Annotated in this window: 19 protein-coding genes; 8 read left to right on the top strand and 11 right to left on the bottom strand. The window is 67.3% G+C overall.

The window, feature by feature from the left end; translation table 11 throughout:
- Positions 1-65: 65 nt before the first annotated feature.
- Positions 66-1076 (top strand): 1-aminocyclopropane-1-carboxylate deaminase, encoded by a 1011-nt coding sequence (locus ACYQML_RS19665; protein ID WP_461227634.1) that lies wholly within the window; start codon positions 66-68, stop codon positions 1074-1076.
- A gap of 10 nt (positions 1077-1086) precedes the next feature.
- On the opposite strand, the gene ACYQML_RS19670 is transcribed toward ACYQML_RS19665, so the two are convergent.
- Entirely contained in the window at positions 1087-1995 is a 909-nt protein-coding gene (locus tag ACYQML_RS19670) for a LysR family transcriptional regulator (RefSeq protein WP_056427151.1), read from the bottom strand.
- Between the two features lie 143 nt (positions 1996-2138).
- Between ACYQML_RS19670 and ACYQML_RS19675 the strand changes: the two genes are divergently transcribed.
- From ACYQML_RS19675 to ACYQML_RS19695, 5 genes are all read left to right on the top strand, one after another.
- Positions 2139-3674 carry an ABC transporter substrate-binding protein gene (locus tag ACYQML_RS19675; RefSeq protein ID WP_461233782.1) on the top strand — a complete coding sequence of 512 codons (1536 nt, stop codon included), beginning with the start codon at positions 2139-2141 and terminating at the stop codon, positions 3672-3674.
- A gap of 297 nt (positions 3675-3971) precedes the next feature.
- Positions 3972-4886, top strand: coding sequence for an ABC transporter permease (locus ACYQML_RS19680; protein WP_461227636.1), 915 nt, complete (start codon positions 3972-3974; stop codon positions 4884-4886).
- Entirely contained in the window at positions 4883-5848 is a 966-nt protein-coding gene (locus ACYQML_RS19685) for an ABC transporter permease (RefSeq protein ID WP_419953683.1), read from the top strand. Before ACYQML_RS19680 ends, ACYQML_RS19685 begins: the two co-directional genes overlap by 4 nt.
- Positions 5849-5892: 44 nt before the next feature.
- Complete coding sequence (locus ACYQML_RS19690) at positions 5893-7314, top strand: M20 family metallopeptidase (RefSeq protein WP_461227637.1); 1422 nt, start codon at positions 5893-5895, stop codon at positions 7312-7314.
- A 2-nt stretch (positions 7315-7316) separates the two neighbouring features.
- The gene (locus tag ACYQML_RS19695; RefSeq protein ID WP_461227638.1) at positions 7317-8927 is read left to right on the top strand and encodes an ABC transporter ATP-binding protein; all 1611 of its coding nucleotides are present in this window, start codon (positions 7317-7319) and stop codon (positions 8925-8927) included.
- A 13-nt stretch (positions 8928-8940) separates the two neighbouring features.
- Here ACYQML_RS19695 and ACYQML_RS19700 read toward each other — a convergent pair whose 3' ends face one another.
- Together ACYQML_RS19700 and ACYQML_RS19705 are read right to left on the bottom strand one after the other, a co-directional pair.
- Positions 8941-9315, bottom strand: coding sequence for a hypothetical protein (locus ACYQML_RS19700; protein ID WP_056427136.1), 375 nt, complete (start codon positions 9313-9315; stop codon positions 8941-8943).
- A 58-nt stretch (positions 9316-9373) separates the two neighbouring features.
- Positions 9374-9553, bottom strand: a complete 180-nt coding sequence (locus ACYQML_RS19705) for a hypothetical protein (RefSeq protein WP_056427336.1) — start codon at positions 9551-9553, stop codon at positions 9374-9376.
- Between the two features lie 274 nt (positions 9554-9827).
- Between ACYQML_RS19705 and ACYQML_RS19710 the strand changes: the two genes are divergently transcribed.
- Entirely contained in the window at positions 9828-10133 is a 306-nt protein-coding gene (locus tag ACYQML_RS19710; protein ID WP_056427333.1) for a hypothetical protein, read from the top strand.
- A 34-nt stretch (positions 10134-10167) separates the two neighbouring features.
- Here the strand turns inward: ACYQML_RS19710 and ACYQML_RS19715 are convergent, their stop codons facing one another.
- From ACYQML_RS19715 to ACYQML_RS19750, 8 genes are all read right to left on the bottom strand, one after another.
- Complete coding sequence (locus ACYQML_RS19715; protein WP_311273793.1) at positions 10168-10809, bottom strand: biliverdin-producing heme oxygenase; 642 nt, start codon at positions 10807-10809, stop codon at positions 10168-10170.
- A complete protein-coding gene (locus tag ACYQML_RS19720) occupies positions 10806-13004 on the bottom strand; it encodes a histidine kinase dimerization/phosphoacceptor domain -containing protein (protein ID WP_311273794.1) in 2199 nt (732 codons plus the stop codon). Before ACYQML_RS19720 ends, ACYQML_RS19715 begins: the two co-directional genes overlap by 4 nt.
- A gap of 402 nt (positions 13005-13406) precedes the next feature.
- Positions 13407-14333 carry a histone deacetylase family protein gene (locus tag ACYQML_RS19725; RefSeq protein WP_311273795.1) on the bottom strand — a complete coding sequence of 309 codons (927 nt, stop codon included), beginning with the start codon at positions 14331-14333 and terminating at the stop codon, positions 13407-13409.
- 67 nt (positions 14334-14400) lie between these two features.
- Positions 14401-15201, bottom strand: a complete 801-nt coding sequence (gene hisN, locus ACYQML_RS19730) for a histidinol-phosphatase (protein ID WP_311273796.1) — start codon at positions 15199-15201, stop codon at positions 14401-14403.
- Positions 15201-16139, bottom strand: coding sequence for a phosphotransferase (locus tag ACYQML_RS19735; protein WP_311273797.1), 939 nt, complete (start codon positions 16137-16139; stop codon positions 15201-15203). Before ACYQML_RS19735 ends, hisN begins: the two co-directional genes overlap by 1 nt.
- Positions 16140-16173: 34 nt before the next feature.
- The gene (locus ACYQML_RS19740) at positions 16174-17124 is read right to left on the bottom strand and encodes a phosphotransferase family protein (RefSeq protein ID WP_461233783.1); all 951 of its coding nucleotides are present in this window, start codon (positions 17122-17124) and stop codon (positions 16174-16176) included.
- Complete coding sequence (locus ACYQML_RS19745; protein WP_461227642.1) at positions 17121-18443, bottom strand: allantoate amidohydrolase; 1323 nt, start codon at positions 18441-18443, stop codon at positions 17121-17123. The genes ACYQML_RS19740 and ACYQML_RS19745 overlap by 4 nt, the downstream gene beginning before the upstream one ends.
- Positions 18418-19170 carry a DeoR/GlpR family DNA-binding transcription regulator gene (locus ACYQML_RS19750; protein ID WP_056427119.1) on the bottom strand — a complete coding sequence of 251 codons (753 nt, stop codon included), beginning with the start codon at positions 19168-19170 and terminating at the stop codon, positions 18418-18420. Before ACYQML_RS19750 ends, ACYQML_RS19745 begins: the two co-directional genes overlap by 26 nt.
- Before the next feature lie 814 nt (positions 19171-19984).
- Between ACYQML_RS19750 and ACYQML_RS19755 the strand changes: the two genes are divergently transcribed.
- Complete coding sequence (locus tag ACYQML_RS19755) at positions 19985-21355, top strand: carbohydrate porin (RefSeq protein WP_461229838.1); 1371 nt, start codon at positions 19985-19987, stop codon at positions 21353-21355.
- The last annotated feature ends 100 nt before the right edge of the window (positions 21356-21455 follow it).

A 21455-nucleotide genomic window follows, 5' to 3' on the forward strand; every position in this document is an offset into this window, starting at 1 on the left:
AGAGCACCTTTCACGGGAGTTTTGCTAGCGTTCGGGTCTCACTGATGCGAGGACGTTGCCAAGCCATGCTGTCGAAATTCGAGCGCTATCCCCTCACCTTCGGCCCGAGCCCGATCGAGAAGCTGTCGCGTCTCACCGACCATCTCGGCGGCGATGTCGAGATCTACGCCAAGCGCGAGGATTGCAATTCCGGCCTGGCTTATGGCGGTAACAAGCTGCGCAAGCTCGAATACATCGTGCCCGATGCCATCGCGAGCGGAGCCGATACGCTGGTCTCCATCGGCGGCGTGCAATCCAACCACACCCGCATGGTGGCGGCGGTGGCTGCCAAGATCGGGATGAAGTGTCGGCTGATCCAGGAAGCCTGGGTGCCGCACGAGGATGCGGTCTATGACCGGGTCGGCAACATCCTGCTGTCGCGCATCATGGGCGCGGAGACGCAACTCGTGGATGACGGGTTCGACATCGGCATCCGCGAGAGCTGGAAGGCGGCTTTGGAGGATGTGAAGGCCAAGGGCGGCAAGCCCTACGCCATCCCCGCCGGCGCCTCGGTGCACAAGTTCGGCGGCCTCGGCTATGTCGGCTTCGCCGAAGAGGTGCGCGCCCAGGAGGCCGAGATGGGCCTGCGCTTCGACTACATCGTCGTCTGCACCGTCACCGGCTCGACCCATGCCGGCATGGTGGTGGGCTTCGCCGCCGATGGACGTGCCCGCAACGTCATCGGCATCGACGCCTCCTGCACCCCGGCCCAGACCAAGGCGCAGGTGCTCGACATCGCAAAGAATACCGCTGCGCTGATCGGTGCCCCCGACATCACCGAGGACGACGTGGTCCTCAACGAGGATTACGCCTATCCGGTCTACGGCGTGCCCTCGAAGGAGACGGTGGAGGCGATCCGCCTCTCGGCGCGGCTCGAAGCCATGATCACCGACCCGGTCTACGAGGGGAAGTCGATGCAGGGGATGATCGATCTGACCCGGAAGGGGTTCTTCCCCAAGGGCTCGAAGGTGCTCTACGCCCATCTCGGCGGCGCGCCGGCCCTGAACGGCTACAGCTACACGTTCCGGAACGGCTGATCGGGACGGTTCATGCGCCGCCGGCCTCCGCCGGCGGCAGGGCGGCCACGAGCTGGCGCAGGAACGCCTGCGCCGCATGCGGCAGCTTGCGGTCCCGCATCAGCTGGACCTGAATGCCGCGCCGCAGGCTCGCCTGCGATTGGATCGGGATGCAGACCAGTTCCCCGAGCCGAACCGGCGTCTGCACCGAAAGCGGCGACATCAGCGCGATCCCCCTCGTCCTTCGGACGAAGGGAAGCAGCGCCGTGAGGATGTTGGAGGTCAGCGTCGGCTCGATGACGATGCCTTCCGCCCGGCAAGCCGCGTCGAAGACGAGGCGCGCCGTGGTGTCGAGGGGCGGCATCGCGATCGGGTAGGCCTGGAGTTCGCCGATCCGGATCGACGCCCGGCCGGCGAGCGGATGGTCGGGGGCGGCCAGCGCGACCATCTCCACCACGGCCTCGTAGAACACCGTGACGAGGTTCGTCGGCGCGAGCGCGAAGGTGATGCCGATATCGGCGTCGCCCGCGGCCACGACCTGCGTGACCTGTGCCGGGGGGAGAACCTGGATTTCGAAGCGGATGCCGGGATAGCGCGCATGGAACTCGGCGATGGCGTTCGGCAGCAGGTCGAGGGCGAATCCCTCCGCGGTGGCGACGCGGATGAAGCCCCGCGCCAGCCCGCGCAGTTCCTGGATTTCGGCGGCGACCTGCTCGGCCCGCGCCAGAGTCTGCCGCGCATGCTGGGCCAGCAACTCGCCGGACGGGCTCAGGACCATGCCGCGCGGCCGGCGCTCGAACAGGACGCAATCGAGCTCCGCTTCGAGATTGGCGATCTGGCGGCTGATCGCGGAGGCGGCGACGTTGAGTTGCGCCGACGCCGCCGCGATGGACCCGGTCCTGGCGACGGCGAGGAAGTAGCGCAGGCCCGACATCTGCATAGGCATGTTCCATTGCCGAAACGGCACGGCAACCATCGATAAATTCTACTTGTTGCGATGTGGAATGCACAACACCATGGCACGAGGAAAAAAGCGGCAGTGCAGATCGGCTACGGGCCGCCGAGCAGCCGGTAGCGGAAGGAATGCGGATCATGGGCAGACATGTTCCCGCGGCAGGCGCCGCGCTCGCTCTCCTGCTGGGGACGTTCAGCGTTCCGGCGCTGGCCAGCAAGGCCAACGATACCCTGGTCTATGCCTCGGATACCGAGCCGGAAAACGTGAGCCCGTATCACAACAGCGCCCGCGAGGGCGTCGTGCTCGCCCGCAACGTCTGGGACACCCTGCTCTACCGCGATCCGAAGACCGGCGCGTATCAGCCGATGCTGGCCACCGCCTGGAAATGGGTCGACCCGACCACCCTCGAACTGATCCTGCGCGAGGGCGTGACCTTCCATAACGGCGATGTCTTCGGCCCCGAGGACGTGGCCTTCACCTTTAACTACGTGCTGACGCCCGAGGCGCGCACGGTGACGAAGCAGAATGTGGACTGGATGAAGTCGACGGAGGTGGTGGACGCCAAGACCGTCCGCATCCACCTCAAGACCGCCTTCCCGGCCGCTCTCGAATACCTCGCCGGACCGACCCCGATCTTCCCGGCCGCTTACTTCAAAAAGGTCGGCCTCGACGGTTTTGCCAAGGCCCCCATCGGCACCGGCCCCTATCGCATCACCAGCGTCGAGAACGGACGTGGGGTGAAGATGGAGCGGAACGACAAATATTGGCCCGGCAGCCCGATCGGCACGCCAAAGATCGGCAAGCTCGAATTCCGTGTCATTCCCGATGCCGACAGCCGCATGGCCGAACTCGTCACCGGCGGCATCGACTGGATCTGGCGCGTGCCGAGCGACCAGGCGGACCAGCTCAAGGCCGCGCCCAACGTCACCGTGCTCAGCGCCGAGACCATGCGAGTCGGCTTCCTGCAATTCGACACGCTCGGCCGCGCGAAGGAAAACTCGCCGCTGAAGGATCCCCGCGTCCGCCAGGCGATCTCCTATGCCATCGACCGCAAGGCGATGGTCGACAACCTCGTCCGCGGCGGCAGCCGCGTCATGAACGCGGCCTGTTTCATCGACCAGTTCGGCTGTACCGACGAGGGCGTGCCGCGCTACGCCTACGATCCGGCCAAGGCCAAGGCGCTCCTGAAGGAGGCCGGCTATCCCGACGGGTTCGAGATCGATCTCGGCGCCTATCGTGAGCGCGACTACGCCGAGGCCGTCATCGGGTATCTCCGCGCCGTCGGCATCACCGCCCGGCTCAACTACCTGCGCTACGCGGCGCTGCGCGACATGATCCGGAGCGGCAAGGTCTCCATCGCCTTCCAGACCTGGGGCTCGTTCTCGGTCCTCGACGTCTCGGCCTTCACCGGCGTCTACCTCAAGGGCGGTGACGAGGACCTGACCAAGGATCCCGAGACCATCGCGGCGCTCCAGGCCGGCGACGGCGCCACCGATCCGGCTGCGCGCAAGGTGAAATACGCCGAGGCGCTCAAGCGCATCGCGGCCCAGGCCTACATCCTGCCGCTGTTCTCCTACTCGACCAACTACGCCTTCACCTCGGACCTCACCTTCACGGCGCAGCCCGACGAGCTGCCGCGCTTCTACGCGGCGAGCTGGAAGTAAGGGTCGCATCCGAGGCGCGAAGCGCGGCTCATGGAAGGCGTACCCGTTCACTCATCGCGGATGCAGCCCGCGCCGTCCCCTCTCCCCTTTGCGGGAGAGGGTGGCCCGCGAAGCGGGTCGGGAGAGGGGAGCGACGCTTCCGGATAGCGCGCTCCCCTCTCCCGACCCTCGCTGACGCGAGGGCCACCCTCCCCCGCAGAGGGGGGAGGGAGAAGCCCGCGGATCGCTCTCGGCAGAGCCGAACAATCGTCCGGACGACGAACGTCACGACCCGTAACGGACCAAAGGAACCGGCCCATGCTCAGGTTCATGCTGCAACGCATTTTCGTCGCCATCGCGGTTGCCGTGACGGTGTCGGTGGCGAGCTTCATGCTGCTGCACCTCTCCGGCGACCTCGCCGCCGCCATTGCCGGTCCCGAGGCCACCTCCGCCCAGGTCGAAGCGATCCGCGTCCAGTACGGGCTGAACCAGCCGATGCTGGCGCAATTCACCGCCTGGGCGTGGAAGGCGCTGCATTTCGATTTCGGCAATTCCTTCTACTTCCGGGAAAGCGTGGTCGACCTCCTCGCCTCCCGCATGCCGATCACCCTGTTCCTCGGCGTGGTGGCGCTGGCCGTCGCCCTGTTCGTGGCGATCCCGCTCGGCGTGCTGGCGGCGGTGAAGCGAGACACCTGGATCGACCGGCTCGCTTTGTCGGTCTCGGTGCTGGGTCAGGCGATGCCGAGCTTCTGGTTCGGCCTGACGCTGATCATGATCTTCTCAGTGAACCTGCGTTGGCTGCCGGTCTCGGGCAACACGACCTGGAAGCACTTCGTGCTGCCGGCCATCGCGCTCGGCTATTACGCCATGCCCGCCGTGATGCGGCTCACCCGCAACGGCATGCTCGAAGTGCTGGCCTCGGACTATGTCCGCACCGCCCGGGCCAAGGGCCTGCCCCCGCGAAAAATCCTGATCCGGCATGCGCTCCGCAACGCCGTGATCCCGGTGATCGCACTCGCCGCCGTGCAGTTCGGCTTCATGCTCGGCGGCTCCATCGTCATCGAGGCTGTGTTCTCGCTCCAGGGGCTCGGGCAGCTCGCCTGGGAGAGCATCGCCCGCAACGACTTCCCCGTGGTGCAGGCGATCGTCCTCGTCCTGGCGATGATCTACATCGCCCTGACGCTGGCGGCCGACCTTCTCAACGCTTTCCTCGATCCCCGGCTGCGCCAATGACCCTTCAGCCGTCCTCCTCCCCGGTGGCTCCCACCCTTCCCTCGACCGATCTGCTGGTTCAGGCCGGTCCTGTGCCCGACGCGAACGCGCCGCTGCCGGCGTCGCGCTCGCCCACGGCGCTGGCCCTCCGGCGCGGCCTCCATCACGGCGGCTTCATGATCGGGGCCGTGATCCTCGGCGGGATCGTCCTCGCGGCCCTGGCCGCGCCCCTGATCGCCCCGCACGACCCCTATGCCCAGGACGTCTCGCGCCGCCTGATCCCGCCGATCTGGAACGCGAAGGGGACGTGGGACCATGTGCTCGGCACCGACAAGCTCGGGCGCGACTATCTCAGCCGCCTGATCTACGGCAGCCAGATCTCCCTTCTCATCGGGATCGCGGCGGCCTGCATCTCCGGCCTGATCGGCACCGTCCTCGGCATCTGCGCCGGCTATTTCGGCGGCAAGGTCGACGCGGTGGTGAGCTACGTCGTCACCACGCGCCTCGCCATGCCGGTGGTGCTGGTGGCTTTGGCCATGGCCTCCCTGGTGGGCGGCTCGCTGAAGGTGGTGGTCCTGGTGCTGGGCCTGCTGCTTTGGGACCGCTTCGCCGTGGTGACGCGTGCCGCCACCCGTCAGATCCGGGACCAGGATTTCGTCGCGGCGGCCCGCGCCGCCGGCTTCTCGAACGCTCGGATCCTGTTCCAGGAAATCCTGCCCAACATCTTCAACGCGCTCATCGTCGTGGCGACCCTGGAGATGGCGCACGCGATCCTGCTGGAAGCGGCCCTGTCGTTCCTCGGTCTCGGCGTCCAGCCGCCCCTGCCCTCCTGGGGGCTGATGATCGCCGAGGGCAAGCCGTACATGTTCTTCCAGCCCTGGGTCATCACCATCCCGGGCGTCGCCCTCCTCGTCCTCGTTCTCGCCATCAACCTCCTCGGCGACGGATTGCGCGACGTCACGGCACCCGAGGGGCGGCGCTGAGCGCTTCCCTCGGCTCCCATTCTCACCCGACACAGAGTGGATCCATGTCCCGACACGATGCGATCGCGCATGCCGCGCGCCACTACGACGGAGGCGGGTTCCGCGCCGTCCTGCAGGATGCCGTCGCCCGCCCCACCGAGAGCCAGACGACAGGGCAATTGCCGGCGCTCCATGCCTACCTGTCCGACTTCCTCATGCCCGCCATCGCGCCGCTGGGTTTCACCGGCCGCATCCTCGACAATCCCGACGGCGAGCACGGCCCCTTCCTCATCGCCGAGCGGCACGAGGGCGACGACCTGCCCACCGTGCTGATCTACGGCCATGGCGACACCGTGCGCGGCTACCCCGAACAATGGCGCGCCGGCCTCGACCCATGGGCGATCGTCGTCGAGGGGGACCGCTGGTACGGCCGCGGCACCGCCGACAACAAGGGCCAGCACATCATCAATCTCGGCGCGCTCGAGGCGGTGATGGCGGCGAGAGGCGGACGCCTCGGCTTCAACACCAAGCTCCTCATCGAAATGGGCGAGGAATCCGGCTCGCCGGGCCTGCGCGACCTGTGCCGGGCCGAGGCGCGCGCCCTCGCCGCCGATGTGCTCATCGCCTCCGACGGGCCACGGGTGAGCGCGGAGCGCCCCACCCTCTTCCTCGGCTCGCGCGGCGGTTACACGTTCGAGCTCATCGTGAACCTGCGCGAGGGCAGCCACCATTCGGGCAATTGGGGCGGCCTGCTGCGCAATCCCGGCACGGTGCTGGCCAACGCCATCGCGACCCTGGTCGACGGGCGCGGCAAGATCCTCCTCGATGCCCTGCGGCCACCCGCGATCCCCGAGGGCGTGCGGGCGGCGCTCGCCGACATCGCGGTGGGCACCGACCCCACCGCGCCGAGGATCGACGAGGATTGGGGCGAGCCCGGCCTCAATGCGGCCGAGCGCGTCTTCGGCTGGAACACCCTCGAAGTGCTGGCCTTCAAGACCGGCGACCCCGACGGCCCGCTCAATGCGGTGCCGCCCCACGCCAAGGCGACGCTGCAGCTGCGCTTCGTCGTCGGCACCGACTGGGAGGGCCTGATCCCGGCCGTGCGCGCCCATCTCGACGCCAACGGTTTCCCCATGGTCGAAGTGCGGGCGGCCCGTTCGGAAGTGTTCCGCGCCACCCGCCTTCCCGTGGAAGATCCCTGGGTCGGCTGGGCGCTGGCCTCCATCGAGGCCAGCACGGGCAAGCGCCCGGCATTGCTGCCCAATCTCGGTGGCTCGCTGCCCAACGACGCCTTTTCCGAGATCCTCGGCCTGCCGACCCTGTGGGTGCCGCATTCCTACCCGGCCTGCCTCCAGCACGGTCCGGACGAGCACCTGCTCGGGCCGATGAGCCGGGAGGCGCTGATGCTGATGGCGGGCCTGTTCTGGGATCTCGGGGAGACCGGACCCGTCATCCTGGGCCAGCGCGACGCGAAACCGGAGACCTGACCATGAGCGAGCCTGTCGTCAGCATCCGCAACCTCACCTTGGCCCTGCCGAAGGGGGCGGACCGACCGCATGCGGTGGAGGATCTCTCCCTCGACCTGATGCCGGGCAAGATCCTCTGCGTCGTCGGCGAATCGGGCTCGGGAAAATCCATGAGCGCCTATGCGCTCACCGGTCTGCTGCCGCGTGCCCTCACGCCCGTCGGCGGCAGCATCGTGTTCGAGGGGCGGGACCTGCTCACCCTCGGCGAGCGCGACTGGCGTGCTTTGCGCGGGCGCCGCATCGCCATGGTGTTCCAGGAGCCCATGACGGCGCTCAACCCGGTCATGCGGATCGGCGACCAGATCGCCGAGATGTTCGAGGCGCACGGCCTTCTCACCAAGGCCGAGCGGCGGGCCAAGGCCATCGCGCTCGCCACCGAGGTCGGCCTGCCCGACCCGGCGCAGATCGTGCGTGCCTATCCGCATCAGCTGTCGGGCGGACAGCGCCAGCGCGCGATGATCGCCATGGCTCTGGCATTGGAGCCCTCGATCCTCGTCGCCGACGAGCCGACCACGGCGCTGGATGTCACCACCCAGGCGCAGATCCTGAAACTCGTCCGCGACCTGCAGCGGCGGCGGGGCATGAGCGTCCTGTTCATCACCCACGATTTCGGCGTGGTCGCGGATATCGCCGACCATGTGGCGGTGCTCCAGCGCGGCAAGCTGGTGGAATCGGGCTCCGCCGACGAGGTTTTGCGGAAACCCCAGCATCCCTACACCAAGGCTCTGCTGGCGGCGGTGCCCAGCATCGTGCCGCCGGAGCGCGAATCACGGGAAGGCGCGCCCATCGCTCTGTCTGCCATCGGCCTCACCAAGACCTACACATCGCGCCGGGGTCTGTTCGGGCCGCCGCGCATCGTCCACGCGGTCAAGGAGGTGGCGTTCGACGTCCGCCGCGGCGAGACCCTGGGCCTCGTCGGTGAATCGGGCTCGGGCAAATCCACCACGGCGCGCCTCGCCATCCGGCTCATCGACCCCGACCAGGGCACCGTCCGCCTCGGCACGCTCGATTACACAGCGCTGGGGCCGCGGGCGCTCCGCGCCGAGCGCAAGCGCATCCAGATGATCTTCCAGGACCCCTTCGCCTCCCTCAACCCGCGCCGGACCGTGGAGCAGATCATCACCGCCGGGCCGATCGCCCATGGTGTTCCGGCCCGCGAGGCCAGGGCGCGGGCGCGCGACCTGCTCGATCTCGTCGGGTTGTCGCCCAGCGCCGCCGAGCGCTATCCCAATGCCTTCTCCGGCGGCCAGCGCCAGCGCATCGGCATCGCCCGCGCGCTGGCCATGGAGCCCGACGTGCTGGTCGCCGACGAGGCCGTCTCGGCCCTCGACGTGTCGGTCCAGGCACAGGTGCTCGACCTTCTCGAGGATCTGAAGCAGCGCCTGAACCTCGCGATGTTGTTCATCACCCACGACCTGCGCGTCGCGGCCAAGATCTGCGACCGGATCGCGGTGATGCATCGGGGGGAGATCGTGGAACAGCGGCCGACCGCCGACCTGTTCCGCCGGCCGGACCATCCCTATACGCGCGACCTCCTCTCGGCCGTGCCGGGATTGCAGATGGAGCGGGCCTGAGGCGCGAGAGGGGTTACTTGCGCCAGGCGTCGATCAAGGAGGTTACCGGCTCGACCACGTAGGACAGAAGCGAGGTGGCCCAGCCCCTCGCCCTCGCGCCGATCGATGGCTTGCCCTGCCGACGGGCCTCGGCCTCGGTCGCCTGGGCCACCAGCATCGCCGAGACGTAACTGTTCTCCAGGTGTTTGCACTCGGCCAGAGCCGCCTTCTGCGCGGCATGGGTCGGCAGGCCGGCGGGTTGCCCGGAAAAGGCCTGCCGCACGCATTTGTGCCAGCGCCGTTCGAGGAGATCGAGATCGGCTCCGGCGGTCGGCACGTCCTGCGCCGTCACTTCCTGAACCATGGCACCCGACGATGCCGCGATGCCCGCCATGATCGCAGCGGTCATCAGGGCATGAGGCCTCGTTCGGCGTCCTGATCGAGGATACGTCGTCGGCCCGGCTGGGCTAGCGGGCAAGCGCCCGCGTCTCGTCGAGGATGGCTTCCACCGCGGCGATCGCATTTTCCAGCTCCGCGATGCGGCGCAACGTGCTGTCGGCCGGCATCGTTTCGTGCTCCGCCGCTTCCATGATGAGGGCGCGCTGGCGGGCTTTGAGACGGTCCAGGAGAGATTCGAGCTTAGGCATGAGCCGCACTTAACCGGGCCTCACCCAATGGACAACATTTGTTTCCGGTAAAAACACCGATGTGTTGAACCTAGCCACCAGCGAGGAACACGATTGTACGGGAGTGTGGCGAAGATGAAATGCCGACTACGTATTTTCACTTGCCTGATTCGAGCCTGTACCTGACGCGAGCATGCACCCGACGCTGCGAATCGCGGCGGCTCCGAGGCGCCGCTGAACCTTTCCCCCGGTGGAGGGTTCACACAGCCTGAAGACCAACCCCGGAACCGTGATCATGTCGAAGACGATGTCCGCCGAGTTCAAGAGCCGCCGCGATGCCGAGACGGCGGTCGAGCATCTCGTCCAGGAACACGGGATCGACCGGAGCGCCGTCACCATCGCGCCAGCGGGGGACGAGAACAGCGCGGGGACCGAGGCGGCGCGGGCCGATATCGAGGATGGTCGCCTGAAGGAAGGCACCGAGGGCGAGCCTGCGCTTGAGGGGGCGATCCGCGTCACCGTCGAACTCGATGACGGGCTGACCGAGAAGGTGATGACCTCCTTCGAGACCTATGGCGGACGCGCCGTCGATGCCGGCTGAGCAGGTTGGCTGATTCGACAGGTCGGCCCGGCATTCAGCGCCGGGCGGCTTCGCCCAAAGCGGGTCGGGGTGGGTTGCTGGCGGTGAGCCATAGCCGCAGCGCGTCGAAGGTCCACCGCGCGCCTTCGATGACGCTCTCGGATCGGCCCTCTTCGCCCGAGCGGTCTAGGAAGGTCCGGAACGAGGTCCACATCGTCGCCGTGTCCCGCTTTCCGTAGCCTTCGTAATAGGCGCAGCCGCCCGAGGCGATCGCATCTCCGAGGCTACGGCGGATGTGGTGGGCGATGACCTGTCCGCCGAGCGTAGAGCCTTCGGTGACGTACAGGGCGCCGAGGATCGCGGGGCGGTCGTCGAAACCCGTTCCGGCGGCGAAACGGGGCAAGGCCTCAATGGCGTCGCGATTCATGCCGAAATGGACGAGGTCCCGCTCGATCAGGTGCAGTTTGCGGCGCGGCCATGCGACGTCGCGCCCGAAGGCTTGGCCGACGATGGGCTCGAACACACGATGGAAGCCCCACCAGCGGGCGAGCAGGGTCAGGTATCCGTCCCGCGTCGCCATCCGCTGGCGCCAATCGAGGCAGCGCTCCAGTTCCTCGTGCAGATCCTGCGTGCCTTCGCGCAGCCGTTCGGCCAGAGGCGCTTCCGGGCCGCCAATCGCCAGCGCAGTACGGGTCATGGCAGGGATGCCGGATCGGGCGCACCGATGGAGGCGGTCAGGATCACCCTCAATCCCGGCCGATTGTTGGTGTTCTCGATCGTCCCGCCGAGGCGGTCGACCATGGCGTTGAGCATCCGCGTCCCGAATCCGCTCCGTGTACCCGACATGCCCTGTCCCTGATCGGCGACGATCAGGCGGAAGCGGTTGCGATGCTGTTCGAGGCTGATGGCGATGGGACCGACCGCGCCGGAATAGGCGTATTTGTTGGCGTTGATGACGAGCTCGGTCAGGATCAGTCCGATATTCACCGCAGCGTCGGTGGGTATGATGATCGGGGCGAAATCGGTGCTGAACTGCTCGGCCCATTCAGGGCCCATCGACGATTTCATTTCGGAGACGAGATCGTCGAGGTAGCGGGCCAGATCGATCATTTCGACGTTGTCGTCGCTGTAGAGCCGTCGGTGCACCAGGGCCACGGCAGCGAGCCGGCGCTGCGCCTCGCTCAATGCCTCGCTGAGCCCCGCATTGCCTTCCGCCCTCGCCTGCAGGGCGAGGAAAGCCGAGACCAGCTGCAGGCTGTTCTGGACGCGGTGATTCACTTCCTTGATCAGGTAATCCTTCTGGACCAGCAGGCTTTCCCTGTCCGCCACCGTGGCGGCGAGCTCGCGGTTGAGCTCGCGGATGCGCCGGGTCTGACGAGCCTCGTAGAGCTCGCGCACGATGCGCTGCGCCGCCTCGATCTCGGGGAGCGACCAGGGTTTGGCATGGCCATGGACCTCCTCGGTCCAGGCTTCGAAGGAGGCGCGGGGGCTCAAGGTATCGCCGACGACGTTGGCGGCCTTGTGAGGGTTGCCGGCCCAGTTGACGAGTTCGACCCGCTCGGCCCGGAACCACATCAGGATGATCGGCTCCTCCCCCGACAGGACGACGGCGAGGAGCCCGCTCGCCAGCGCACGATAGGCGGCGGCGCGGGGGAAGCGCTTGCTGAGGCTGTGGGTGTGAAGCGCCTGTACCCCGCCCACCGTCCGGACCCAGGCCGCGATCTCGCGCAGGTCGGTTTCCTCGGCGCAGCGTCCGGTATGGTGGAGGTCCCTGCCCTGGAGCAGCGCGAAGCCGTCGGCGCCGAGCATGCGGCGCAGCTCCTCGCTCGTCTCGATCAGAATTTCGGCGAGGGGGGCTTCGCCCAGAACCTTTCCTGAGACCACGTCCTCGGCGCTGCGCAGCCGCAGCCGCTCACGGTAATTCTCGGCTTCCTCCCGCGAGCTGACCTGACGGGCGAGACTTCCCGCCAGGGCCTGACAGGCCATGCGCTGTCCGAAGGCGAGGGTGCGCGGCGTCCGGTTGTGGCAGGCCACGAGCCCCCACAGAATGCCGTCCTTGACGATGGAGATCGAGGCGGAGGCCGCCACATCCATGTTGCGCAGATATTGAAGGTGGATCGGCGAGACGCTGCGCAGTTCGATGTCGCTCAGATCGAGCTGCGACAGGTGCCGGGGCCGAAGCGGCTGCGGCGTATAGGTGACGTCCGGGATCACGCGGACGCGGTTGCGGATGTAGAGGGCGCGCGCCTGTTTCGGGATGTCCGAGGCCGGGAAATGGTGGTGCAGGAAGCTGCCGAGCTCGGGAACGCGGCTTTCCGCGATGACGACGCCGGCATCGTCGTCGAGGAAGCGATAGATCATCACCCGGTCGAAACCGGTGAGCTCGCGGAACGACGTCGCCGCCCGGTCGCACAAGGCCTTGAGGTCGGTGGCCCGCTCCAGGGCGCTTCCGGCGCGGTCGAGCCAGCCGAGAAGGCTGGCCGCATCGGTCCACAGGGAGGCCTGCGGTTCGAGCTGGATCAGCCATTGGCCGTCCTGAAAGCGCGCGGTGGCATCCATTGCCGCGCGGAGCCCCATGACGTGACCGATCACGACGGTCTCGTCGCGGGGCGCGTCGAGCAGCAGGGAGGCCGGCGAGGCGCCGAGGAGCTCGGACAACGTCCGCCCGGTCCATTCCGCGGCGAGCATTCCTTCGATGTCGCCCGCGCCGCCGACCACCCTCTGGTCTTCCGCATTCGCGATCAGCAGGAGGCCGTGCGGCTGGATCGCTCCCGGAATATGGATCGGCTCACGGTCGCAGACGGTCAGGTCCGGACCGAGATCCGAGGGGTCGGCATCCTGGCGAGGATCCAGGGCAGGGTCGGCCGTCCGGGTGGCACTCAGTTGCGTCATGCGTTCATTCGGTAACGTGATGTGAGCCTCGACAACGGCGATGCCGCTGGGCGATTCCCGCGAGTCGGTCGGCATCACGGAAGGACGTCCTTCCGCATCACCCGGCCCGCACCTCCTGAAAGAAATCACTTCCCCCGTCCATGGGAGAAGAAGGCGGCTCGCACTTACCCGCAATCCCTCGGGAGGGTTGCATGGAAAAAACCGATCCCCCCAGGAGGCGGGCTGAAGAGTTACTTAGGCACTATCGACGGCTTTGCCATATCGGCCGGGGCATAGTTTTTCGATGAACTGTGTATGTATTCATACACAGGAGGTCGTCTTATCGCATGGTACGTTGATCGAGGATGAACAACTGTCCGGAATGACTTGTCTAGTCTTTGCTGCCGCCCTGCCCGATGCCGATCACGCCCCCATCAGGACCGATACGTGGGCGGCCACCGAGTCACCGAGGCCCTTCAGGTCGTAGCCGCCTTCCAGCAGCGACACGATCCTGCCGTCGCAGGTGCGGTCGGCGATTTCCATGACTTGGCTGGTCGCCCAGGCGAAATCCTCGGCCTCCAGCATGAGGTTGGCCAGCGGGTCGCGCCAATGGGCGTCGAACCCGGCGGAGATGACGATCAGGTCGGGCTTGAACGCCTCGAGACGGGTGAGGATGCGGCTTCGCATCGCCTCCTTGAAGGCGTCGCCGTCGGCGAAGGGCTTGAGCGGCGCGTTGACGATGGTGCCGTGCTCGCCCTCCTCGGACACCGCTCCGCTGCCGGGATAGAGCGGCATCTGGTGGGTCGAGCAGAACAGCACGGATGGATCGGACCAGACGATGTCCTGCGTGCCGTTGCCGTGATGCACGTCCCAATCGACGATGGCGACGCGCTCCGCCCCGTGGACCTTCCTGGCGTGAAGAGCGGCGATCGCCGCGTTGTTGAAGACGCAGAAGCCCATCGCCTTGGTGCGTTCGGCATGATGCCCCGGCGGCCGCATGGCCGAGAAGGCGTTGCGGGCGGCACCCGTCATCACGAGGTCGACGCCTTGCACCGCCGCCCCGACACCGCGCAGGACGCAATCCATCGTTCCCGGCGAGAGCACCGTATCGGAATCGAGATGGGCAAGCCCCTCGCTCGGCACCGAACGGAGGATGGCGCGGACCCATTCCTCGGGATGGGCGAGGAACACCGATTCGAGGGCGGCCGCCTCGGGTGCGCGACGGTCGAGGCCGGAGAAGTCCGCCGTCCCGAGGGCCTCCTGAACCGCCTTCATGCGCTCCGGCCGCTCGGGATGTCCGTGCGGTGTGCGATGCTCGAACGCGGCCGCATGATGGAACAGAGCGGTCATCGATATCTCCCCTCGTGAATCTGGCATCGGGTATACCAGTTTGAACGAGGGATGACAGGAGCGGGGATCAGGCTCGCAAGTGTCGGAGGGCCTCGGCGTGGAGGCCGGCATTGGCCGCGGCCACGACCCGTCCGTCGAAAGCCGGGGTCAGGGGGCGACCGTCCCAATCGGTCATCACCCCGCCCGCCCCTTCCACCACCGGCACGAGGGCCATGACGTCGTAGACCTGGAGCCCGGCTTCCACCACGAGGTCGCAATGACCGCTGGCGAGAAGGCCGTAGGCATAGCAATCGCCGCCGAAGCGGCGCAGGCCCACCGCTCCGCTCAGCCGTGCGAAGGCCTCCGCATCCGTGCCCTCGAAAATGTCCGGGGAGGTCGCGAACAGGCGGGCTTCGTGAAGGTGCCTGCCGCTCGTCCGGGCGGGCCGGCCGTCGAACCACGCCGCGTCGCCGGTTCCGCACCAGCGCTCGCCGAGTGCCGGCATATCGATGACGCCGACGATCGGCCGTCCGCCGGAGACCAGGGCGATGAGCGTGCCGAAGAGCGGCATGCCGGTGATGAAGCTCTTGGTGCCGTCGATCGGGTCGATCACCCAGGTGAGCGGCCGCTCGAAATCACCGCCCTCCTCCTCTCCGAGGATGCCGTGGTCGGGATAGACGCTGCGGATCTCGGCGCGCAGCAGGGATTCGATGGCGCGGTCGGCGGCGGTGACCGGGCTCGCATCGGCCTTGGCTTCCACCGGTAGTTCGGTGCGGAAATAGTGCCGCGCGAGCGGAGCGGCGAAATCCGCGAGGCGATGGGCGAAGGCGAGGAAATCCGCTTTCGTCGCCTCGTCCCCGGACCGGATCGGCGGTGCACCCACACCCATCACAGGCGCCTCAGCCAGAGTGGCCAGTCGGGATGGTGGAACAGGGTTCGGGCCCGCATGTGCTTCCAGGTTCCGTATTTGTAATAGTCGAAATCGAGGGTCGAGACGGCCTCCTGGATCATCGCCCAGGTCGCCCATTTGAGATCGCCAAGCGCCTTCAGGACCGCGATGCGCGCATGGATTTCGGGGGTCCAGCGGCCGAAATAGGCCTCGATCATCTCGCGTTCGATCGTGTCCGGGAACGCCATCTCGTCGAACCAGAGGGCGAGCTCGTAGGCGCGCTCGTTGTTGGAGGCATATTCGAAGTCGACGAGCAGCACCCTGTCGGCCTCGTCGATCATGAAATTGCCGGCGAGCGTATCGTTCATGCATGGCACGAGATCGAGGCCGGAGGCCGTCATCGCGGCTTTCGCCTCGGCCATGCAGCGCATCAGATGGGCCTGGTCGGCGGGAAGCCGGCCGCCTACCTCCGCGACCTGTTCGACATGCTCCTCGATCATCTCGAAGATCGTCTTCGTCAGCCCGAGCGGCGCGGAATCGTTGAAGGCCTTGAGGGCGCGCACGGCGTTGTGGCGGACAGTGGGGCGCAGGAAGTCGAGATTCGAGGAGGCGCGGTAACCCTCGACGAAGGCGAAGATCTCGACTCCGGCATCGGGCAGGTAGTCGACGACCTGGACGCCGTAGCCGCAGGCCTCCGCGCGCCGGCTGGCATCGTTGGCGCAGTCGCGGGCGATGAACATCTCGGTGCCACGGCCGGGCATCTTCACGAAATAATCCTGCGCGTCCCCGATGGCGACGCGCCAGTTGGTGTTGCTGATCCCGCCCGCCACCGGCCGGTAGCGCATCGGCCGGCCCCGCCAGGCAGCGATGCCGGCCAGCACGCCCTCCAGGGCGCGCTCGCCCTCGCTGATGCCGTCGCCCAAGCCTTTCCAGCTCATCGCCGTTCGCTGCCTCCCATTTCGAACGCCCGTGTCACAGCCGGCGCAGCCAGCTTTCGAAATCGCGTGAACCGATGGTCGTGCGCGCATGCAGGAGCCGCCAGGTTCCGTATTTGTAGAACTCGATCCCGCTCCGCGCCGAGGTGACCGCACGGGTGACGCCCCAGAGGCCGCCCATCACGTCATCGACCGCGCCGTAGAGGCGGCAGCGGTTGTAGAGGCGCTCGTCGAAGCGGCCGGCATAATGCTCCACCGCCTCGCGCCGCTCCGGCTCGAAGAGGCAGGCCTCGTTGAGGAGGGCGCCGAGATCGAACCAGGGGTCGTTGTCGCTGGCGAGGTCGAAATCGACGAGACGGATTTCCCCCTCCCCGATCATGATGTTCGAGGCGATGCCGTCATTGTGGCAGAAGGCGAGGTCGATGCCCGAGGCATGGATCGCCTCGCGCACGAGCGCCATCGCCGCCACGAGCCGGTCGGTCCCGTCGGGAAGCGGAGCGTCGGCGGCACGGGCCTCGGCGGCAAGGCGTTCGATCCGCGCGAAGGGGCAGAATCGATGGCCGAGTAGGCCGTCGCTATGGAGCCGCGCCTTGGCATCCAGAACCTTGCCGAGGATGGTGCCGTCCTGAAGGTCGCCGACCCGGCCATAGCGCCAGGGCTCGGGCAGGTAGGCGAGGCCGAGCGCCCCGTCCGCCTCGTGGACCACCTCCGGGGCGATGCCGAGGCGTGCGGCTTTGCGGGCCGCCTGCGCCGCCACGGGCGTCAGATCGTCCGCCATATCGGCATGGCGCAGCTTGAGGAAGACCGGCTCGCCCTCACGGAACGCGACCTGGACGCAGTCCGAGGCCACGGCCCGGTGGGTCGGGGATGCCACCGGCGCTGCGGCCAGCCCATAGCGAGGCTGGCGCGCGATCCAGTCTGGCCGCGTGGCGATGATGGCCTCGACGCGATGGTCGAAAGGAGTGCCTGCCTCACCGTATTGTATCATCGCTCCGCTCCGAACGCCTCGTTCGGCCGTTTGACGAGCAAGGCCCGTTCCGGCGAGCCGCCGCTACGGCACAAGCGCCATGCGGCGCGTAAGGCCACCGCGAGCCCGGCTTCGAGATCGGCCGGCCGCGACAGTTCGGCCTCGTTATGCGCGATGCCGTCGACGCTGGGGACGAAGACGATGCCGGTCGGGCATTGGCCGAGCAGGCTGATCGCGTCGTGGCCGGCCACCGTATCCATGCGCAGCGACCGCAAGGCCGTCTCCTCGGCGCAGGAGGAGACGAGATCGCACACCGCTTCGGGCAGATTGCGGATCGGCCGCAGCGTCCGGCCGGGAATTGCCGCCACGACGCCGGCGCGGCTCGCCGCCTCGGTGATCGCCGCCTCCACCATCAGGGTCGCATCGGTGAGCAGGCGATCATCGGCCGAGCGGAGTTCGACGCTGAGCTCCACCCGGGCAGGCACCACGTTGGGGGAGTTCGGCTCCACCAGGATGCGTCCCACCGAGGTATGGAAGCGGCCGGGCCAGCGCTCGGCGATCTCCCTCACTTCGGCGATCAGATAGGCGGCGGCGAGCAGCGCATCGCGCCGGCGCGGCATCGGGGTCGGGCCGGTATGGGCCTGCTCGCCGGTGAAGACCACGTCGATCTTCGCCGCCCCCCAGTTGCGGGTGACGACGCCGATGGTCGCCTTCGCGTTCTCCAGGACGAGGCCCTGTTCCACGTGGAGTTCGAGGTAGCAGGCCGGGAGCGGCGGCGGCCGGTCCGTGCCGAGGAACCCGATCCCGCCCAGGGCCTCCCGCAGGGTGATCCCGGCATCGTCACGGCTGGACAAAGCCTCCTCAATCCGTCGCGCACCCGCATAGGCGCCGCTGCCGAGGAGGCTCGGCCGGAAGCGCGCGCCCTCCTCGCCGGTCCAGTTCACCGCGCAGAAATCCGCCGTGAAGGTCTCGCCGGCGCGCCGCGCCCGCATCAGAGCGGCGCCGATGCCGGCGGCCGCTGCCACCCCGTAGGTCCCGTCGAAGCGGCCGGCCTTCGGCTGGCTGTCGAGATGAGAGCCCATCATCACCAGCGGGACACCGGGACCGTCGGTGAGAGGGAAGATGGCGAATTGGTTGCCCACCGCGTCGAGGAGGATCTCGGCGCCGGCCTCGCGGGCGGAATTGGCGAAAACGCGACGGGCCTGTCCGTCCTCGGCCGAAGCACAGAGCCGAGTGATGCCGCCGCCGGGTGTCGCGCCGCAGGCGGAAATCTCTTCGAAGAGCGCGTGGAACGCGCCGGCCGCCGCAGCTGCGTCAGGAACTGATGAGATCGATGTCATGCTGGGTGAAATGATCCAGGAACGGCTGCGGCGGCGGCCGGTCGGTGACGAGGGTGAGCCGTTCCGAGAGCCCGAAGGTGCAGAGGTTGGCCTGACGGCCGAATTTGCGGGAATCGGCGAGAAGCACGCTCTGGCGTGCCTGGCCGCGAAGCACCTTCCGCAGGGCGGATTCGTGCTCCTCGTAATCCATCCAGCCATGGGTGAGGTCGCAGGCCGCGATGCCCATGAAGGCGATGTCGAAATAGAACCGCTGCGCGTAGGCCACCGTCTCGTAGCCCACGAGGGCGTTGTCCCGCGCCCGCAGCATTCCCGGCGTCAGGTTCACCCGGGCGGGACCGTTGCCGAGATGGAGCGCAACGTCGATGGAATTCGTCGTCACCGTGAGGTTGCGGCCGCTGAGGCGGCGGGCGAAAGCGAGCGTCGTGGTGCCCGTGTCGATGAAGACCGACATCCCGTCGCGGATCAGCCCCTCGGCATTGGCCGCCACCTTCGCCTTCTCGCGCGGGTTGGTCTTGCCCCGCTCGTGCAGAGGCCGGTCCTGGTCCAGGCGCGGCGGCACCGCGCCGCCATGGATCCGGCGCAGGACGCCGCGCTCCTCCAGGACCTTCAGGTCGCGCCGGATGGTCTCCTCGGAAACCCTGAGATAGGCGGCGACGTCGGAGACGCCGACCCGACCCGTTCCGTTCAGACGGGACAGGATCTCCTGATAGCGGTGGTCGGTCAGCATCGGCCTCGGCGTCTCCCCATTTCGCCGAAGCGTAGCGATTTTGATGGGGCGAGGCCGCAGGAAAACGCGTGTCCCGCACGGTATTTCCCACAGGGATTGCAGACGCACCGGCCGTGCCGGCCAGGGCCGCCATCGATGCCGGCTCTGGACAACCGCCTCGAATGGCGAGCCGTGGAGAGGCAGGGTCGGGCAGATCCCACATGCCGGCATGTCCTGTCCGATTGATCATGACGCCTGGATCACGCTGCCTGAACCGGGATGACGAGGAATGACGCTGTCGCTTTCAGCGAAACGGGCGCTGGAACGAGGTTGGCGAAAAGTCCCCGGCATGGTGTTTCTGTCAATCTGAAAATGACCGATTTGTGGGATTTATGGGGGATTGCCTGAATTTTCTGCCTTTTGCCGTCTTCAGGATCACGACTGCCCGTTTCCGTGCCCTCCTCGTCCATCGAGATGCTGGGGAGTTCACGCTAAAGGGCCTGTCAGGACGGCCTCTCTTGGTTGAATATCAGTCTTGTGACCGCACTGATTCAATCCCACGGTGTATTTCGAAGAATTTGGAGGGGGAATGGAACTTTTATCGGTTTCGCTCTCCGCTGTGGCATTGGCCTTGCTGAACTCTCCCAATCTCACAATTCCCCGCTCTTGGGCTCCTTCGACGAGCACGTGATCGAGCGGTGCGGGAACAGCAGAATGGGGACGCTCGACGATGCCGACAGACGCGACAGAGACACTCGGACGCGCGCCCTTCGCGCCTCCGGCTCGCCGACCCGGGCTTCCGGTGCTCCTCGGCGGCGCGTTCCTCGCGGCGGGCATGCTTTCCGCCGAGGCGCAGACGGCGTCCCCGGTGGGAGAGTTCAACGTCCAGACGCAGCCGCGCACCACCCGCGAAGTGGCGGAGAAACCCGCCGATCCGGTGCGCGTCGGGCCGCTCGCGCCCTGGGCCACCGATATGGCGGCGCGCGGGCTCACCTTCGACGTCAACATCTACGATTTCTATCAGGCCAATCCGAGCGCCGGCCTGCGAACCGGTGAGCAATCGAACTCGGCCTATTTCGTGCTCAGCATGACGGCCGACATGCAGAAGCTCGCCGGCATCGCCGGAGGCTCGATCAACTTCACCCAGACGTTCTTCGGCCTCGTGCGCAACCTGAACATGGCCGGTGACATCGGCGACACCACGGTGGGCTACCAGCCGCCCTACACGCCCAACAGCACCCGCCTCTCGCTGCTGACCTACCAGCAGAAGCTCCTCGACGACCGCCTCGTGGTCGAGGTCGGCCGCACGCATCCGGACCGTTATTACGGCCTGCCGCCGTGCAACTCGATCAATTCCTGTTTTCAGGACATGTTCTACTTCAATGCCGGCTTCACCTCGCCGCTCTTCGCCGTCTGGGGCGCCAACATCGCCTACAAGATCTCGCCGACCACCTACGTCCAGGCCGGCGCCTTCAGCGTGAACCCCGGCACCAACGTCCTCTCGGGCTACGATTTCGGCTACGAGCGCCTGGCCGGCGCCGTCGTGATGACCGAGATCGGCCGCAAGACCGACTATACGATGGAGGCCTATCCCGGCCGCGTCTCGCTCACCGGCTTCTACAACACCGCCGACCACGACGATAACTTCAAGACCATTGCCGGCACCTCGAAGGGCCTCAACCCGGGCACGCCGTCGCTGCAGAAATCCGGCACGTCGGGCGTCGTCCTCACGGGCACGCAGACCCTGTGGCGGGCCGATGGCGGGGCCGATGCGAGCAACCCGCATCCCACCGCGATCTCGGCCTATACCGGCACCGGCTACGCCTTCGACCCGACGATCCCGATCCGCTTCAACTCCTTCGCCGGCCTACTCCTGCAGGCCCCCGACCAGAGCCGGCCCAACGACACCTACGGCATCAAGGCCAATTGGCAGCGGCTGAACGAAAACTACGCCGCCTTCCTGTCGGATGCGAACTTCATCTCCGGCGGCACCGGCGAACCCTATTCGCGCGACAAGTTCGTGTTCGAGGTCAACGCCCATTTCGACCTGGGTAAGGGCGTCATCCTCGAGCCGGTGGTGCAGTACGTCGTCAATCCGAACTCGTACTGGAACCCCTACACCGCCCGCCGCGCCAAGGATGGCTTCTACGGCGGCTTCACCCTCGTCGTTCCCCTCGGCACCCTGCTCGGCCTCGCGCCGGGCTAGGCTCTCGGGGGCCTGCGGCTTCGACATCGTCAGAGAGCCGGCTCCGTTCGCGCGGAGCCGGCTTTTTCGTTTCCGGCGCATCGTCGATGCCGGACCCGAA

This window comes from Methylobacterium sp. CM6244 (assembly GCF_054817885.1).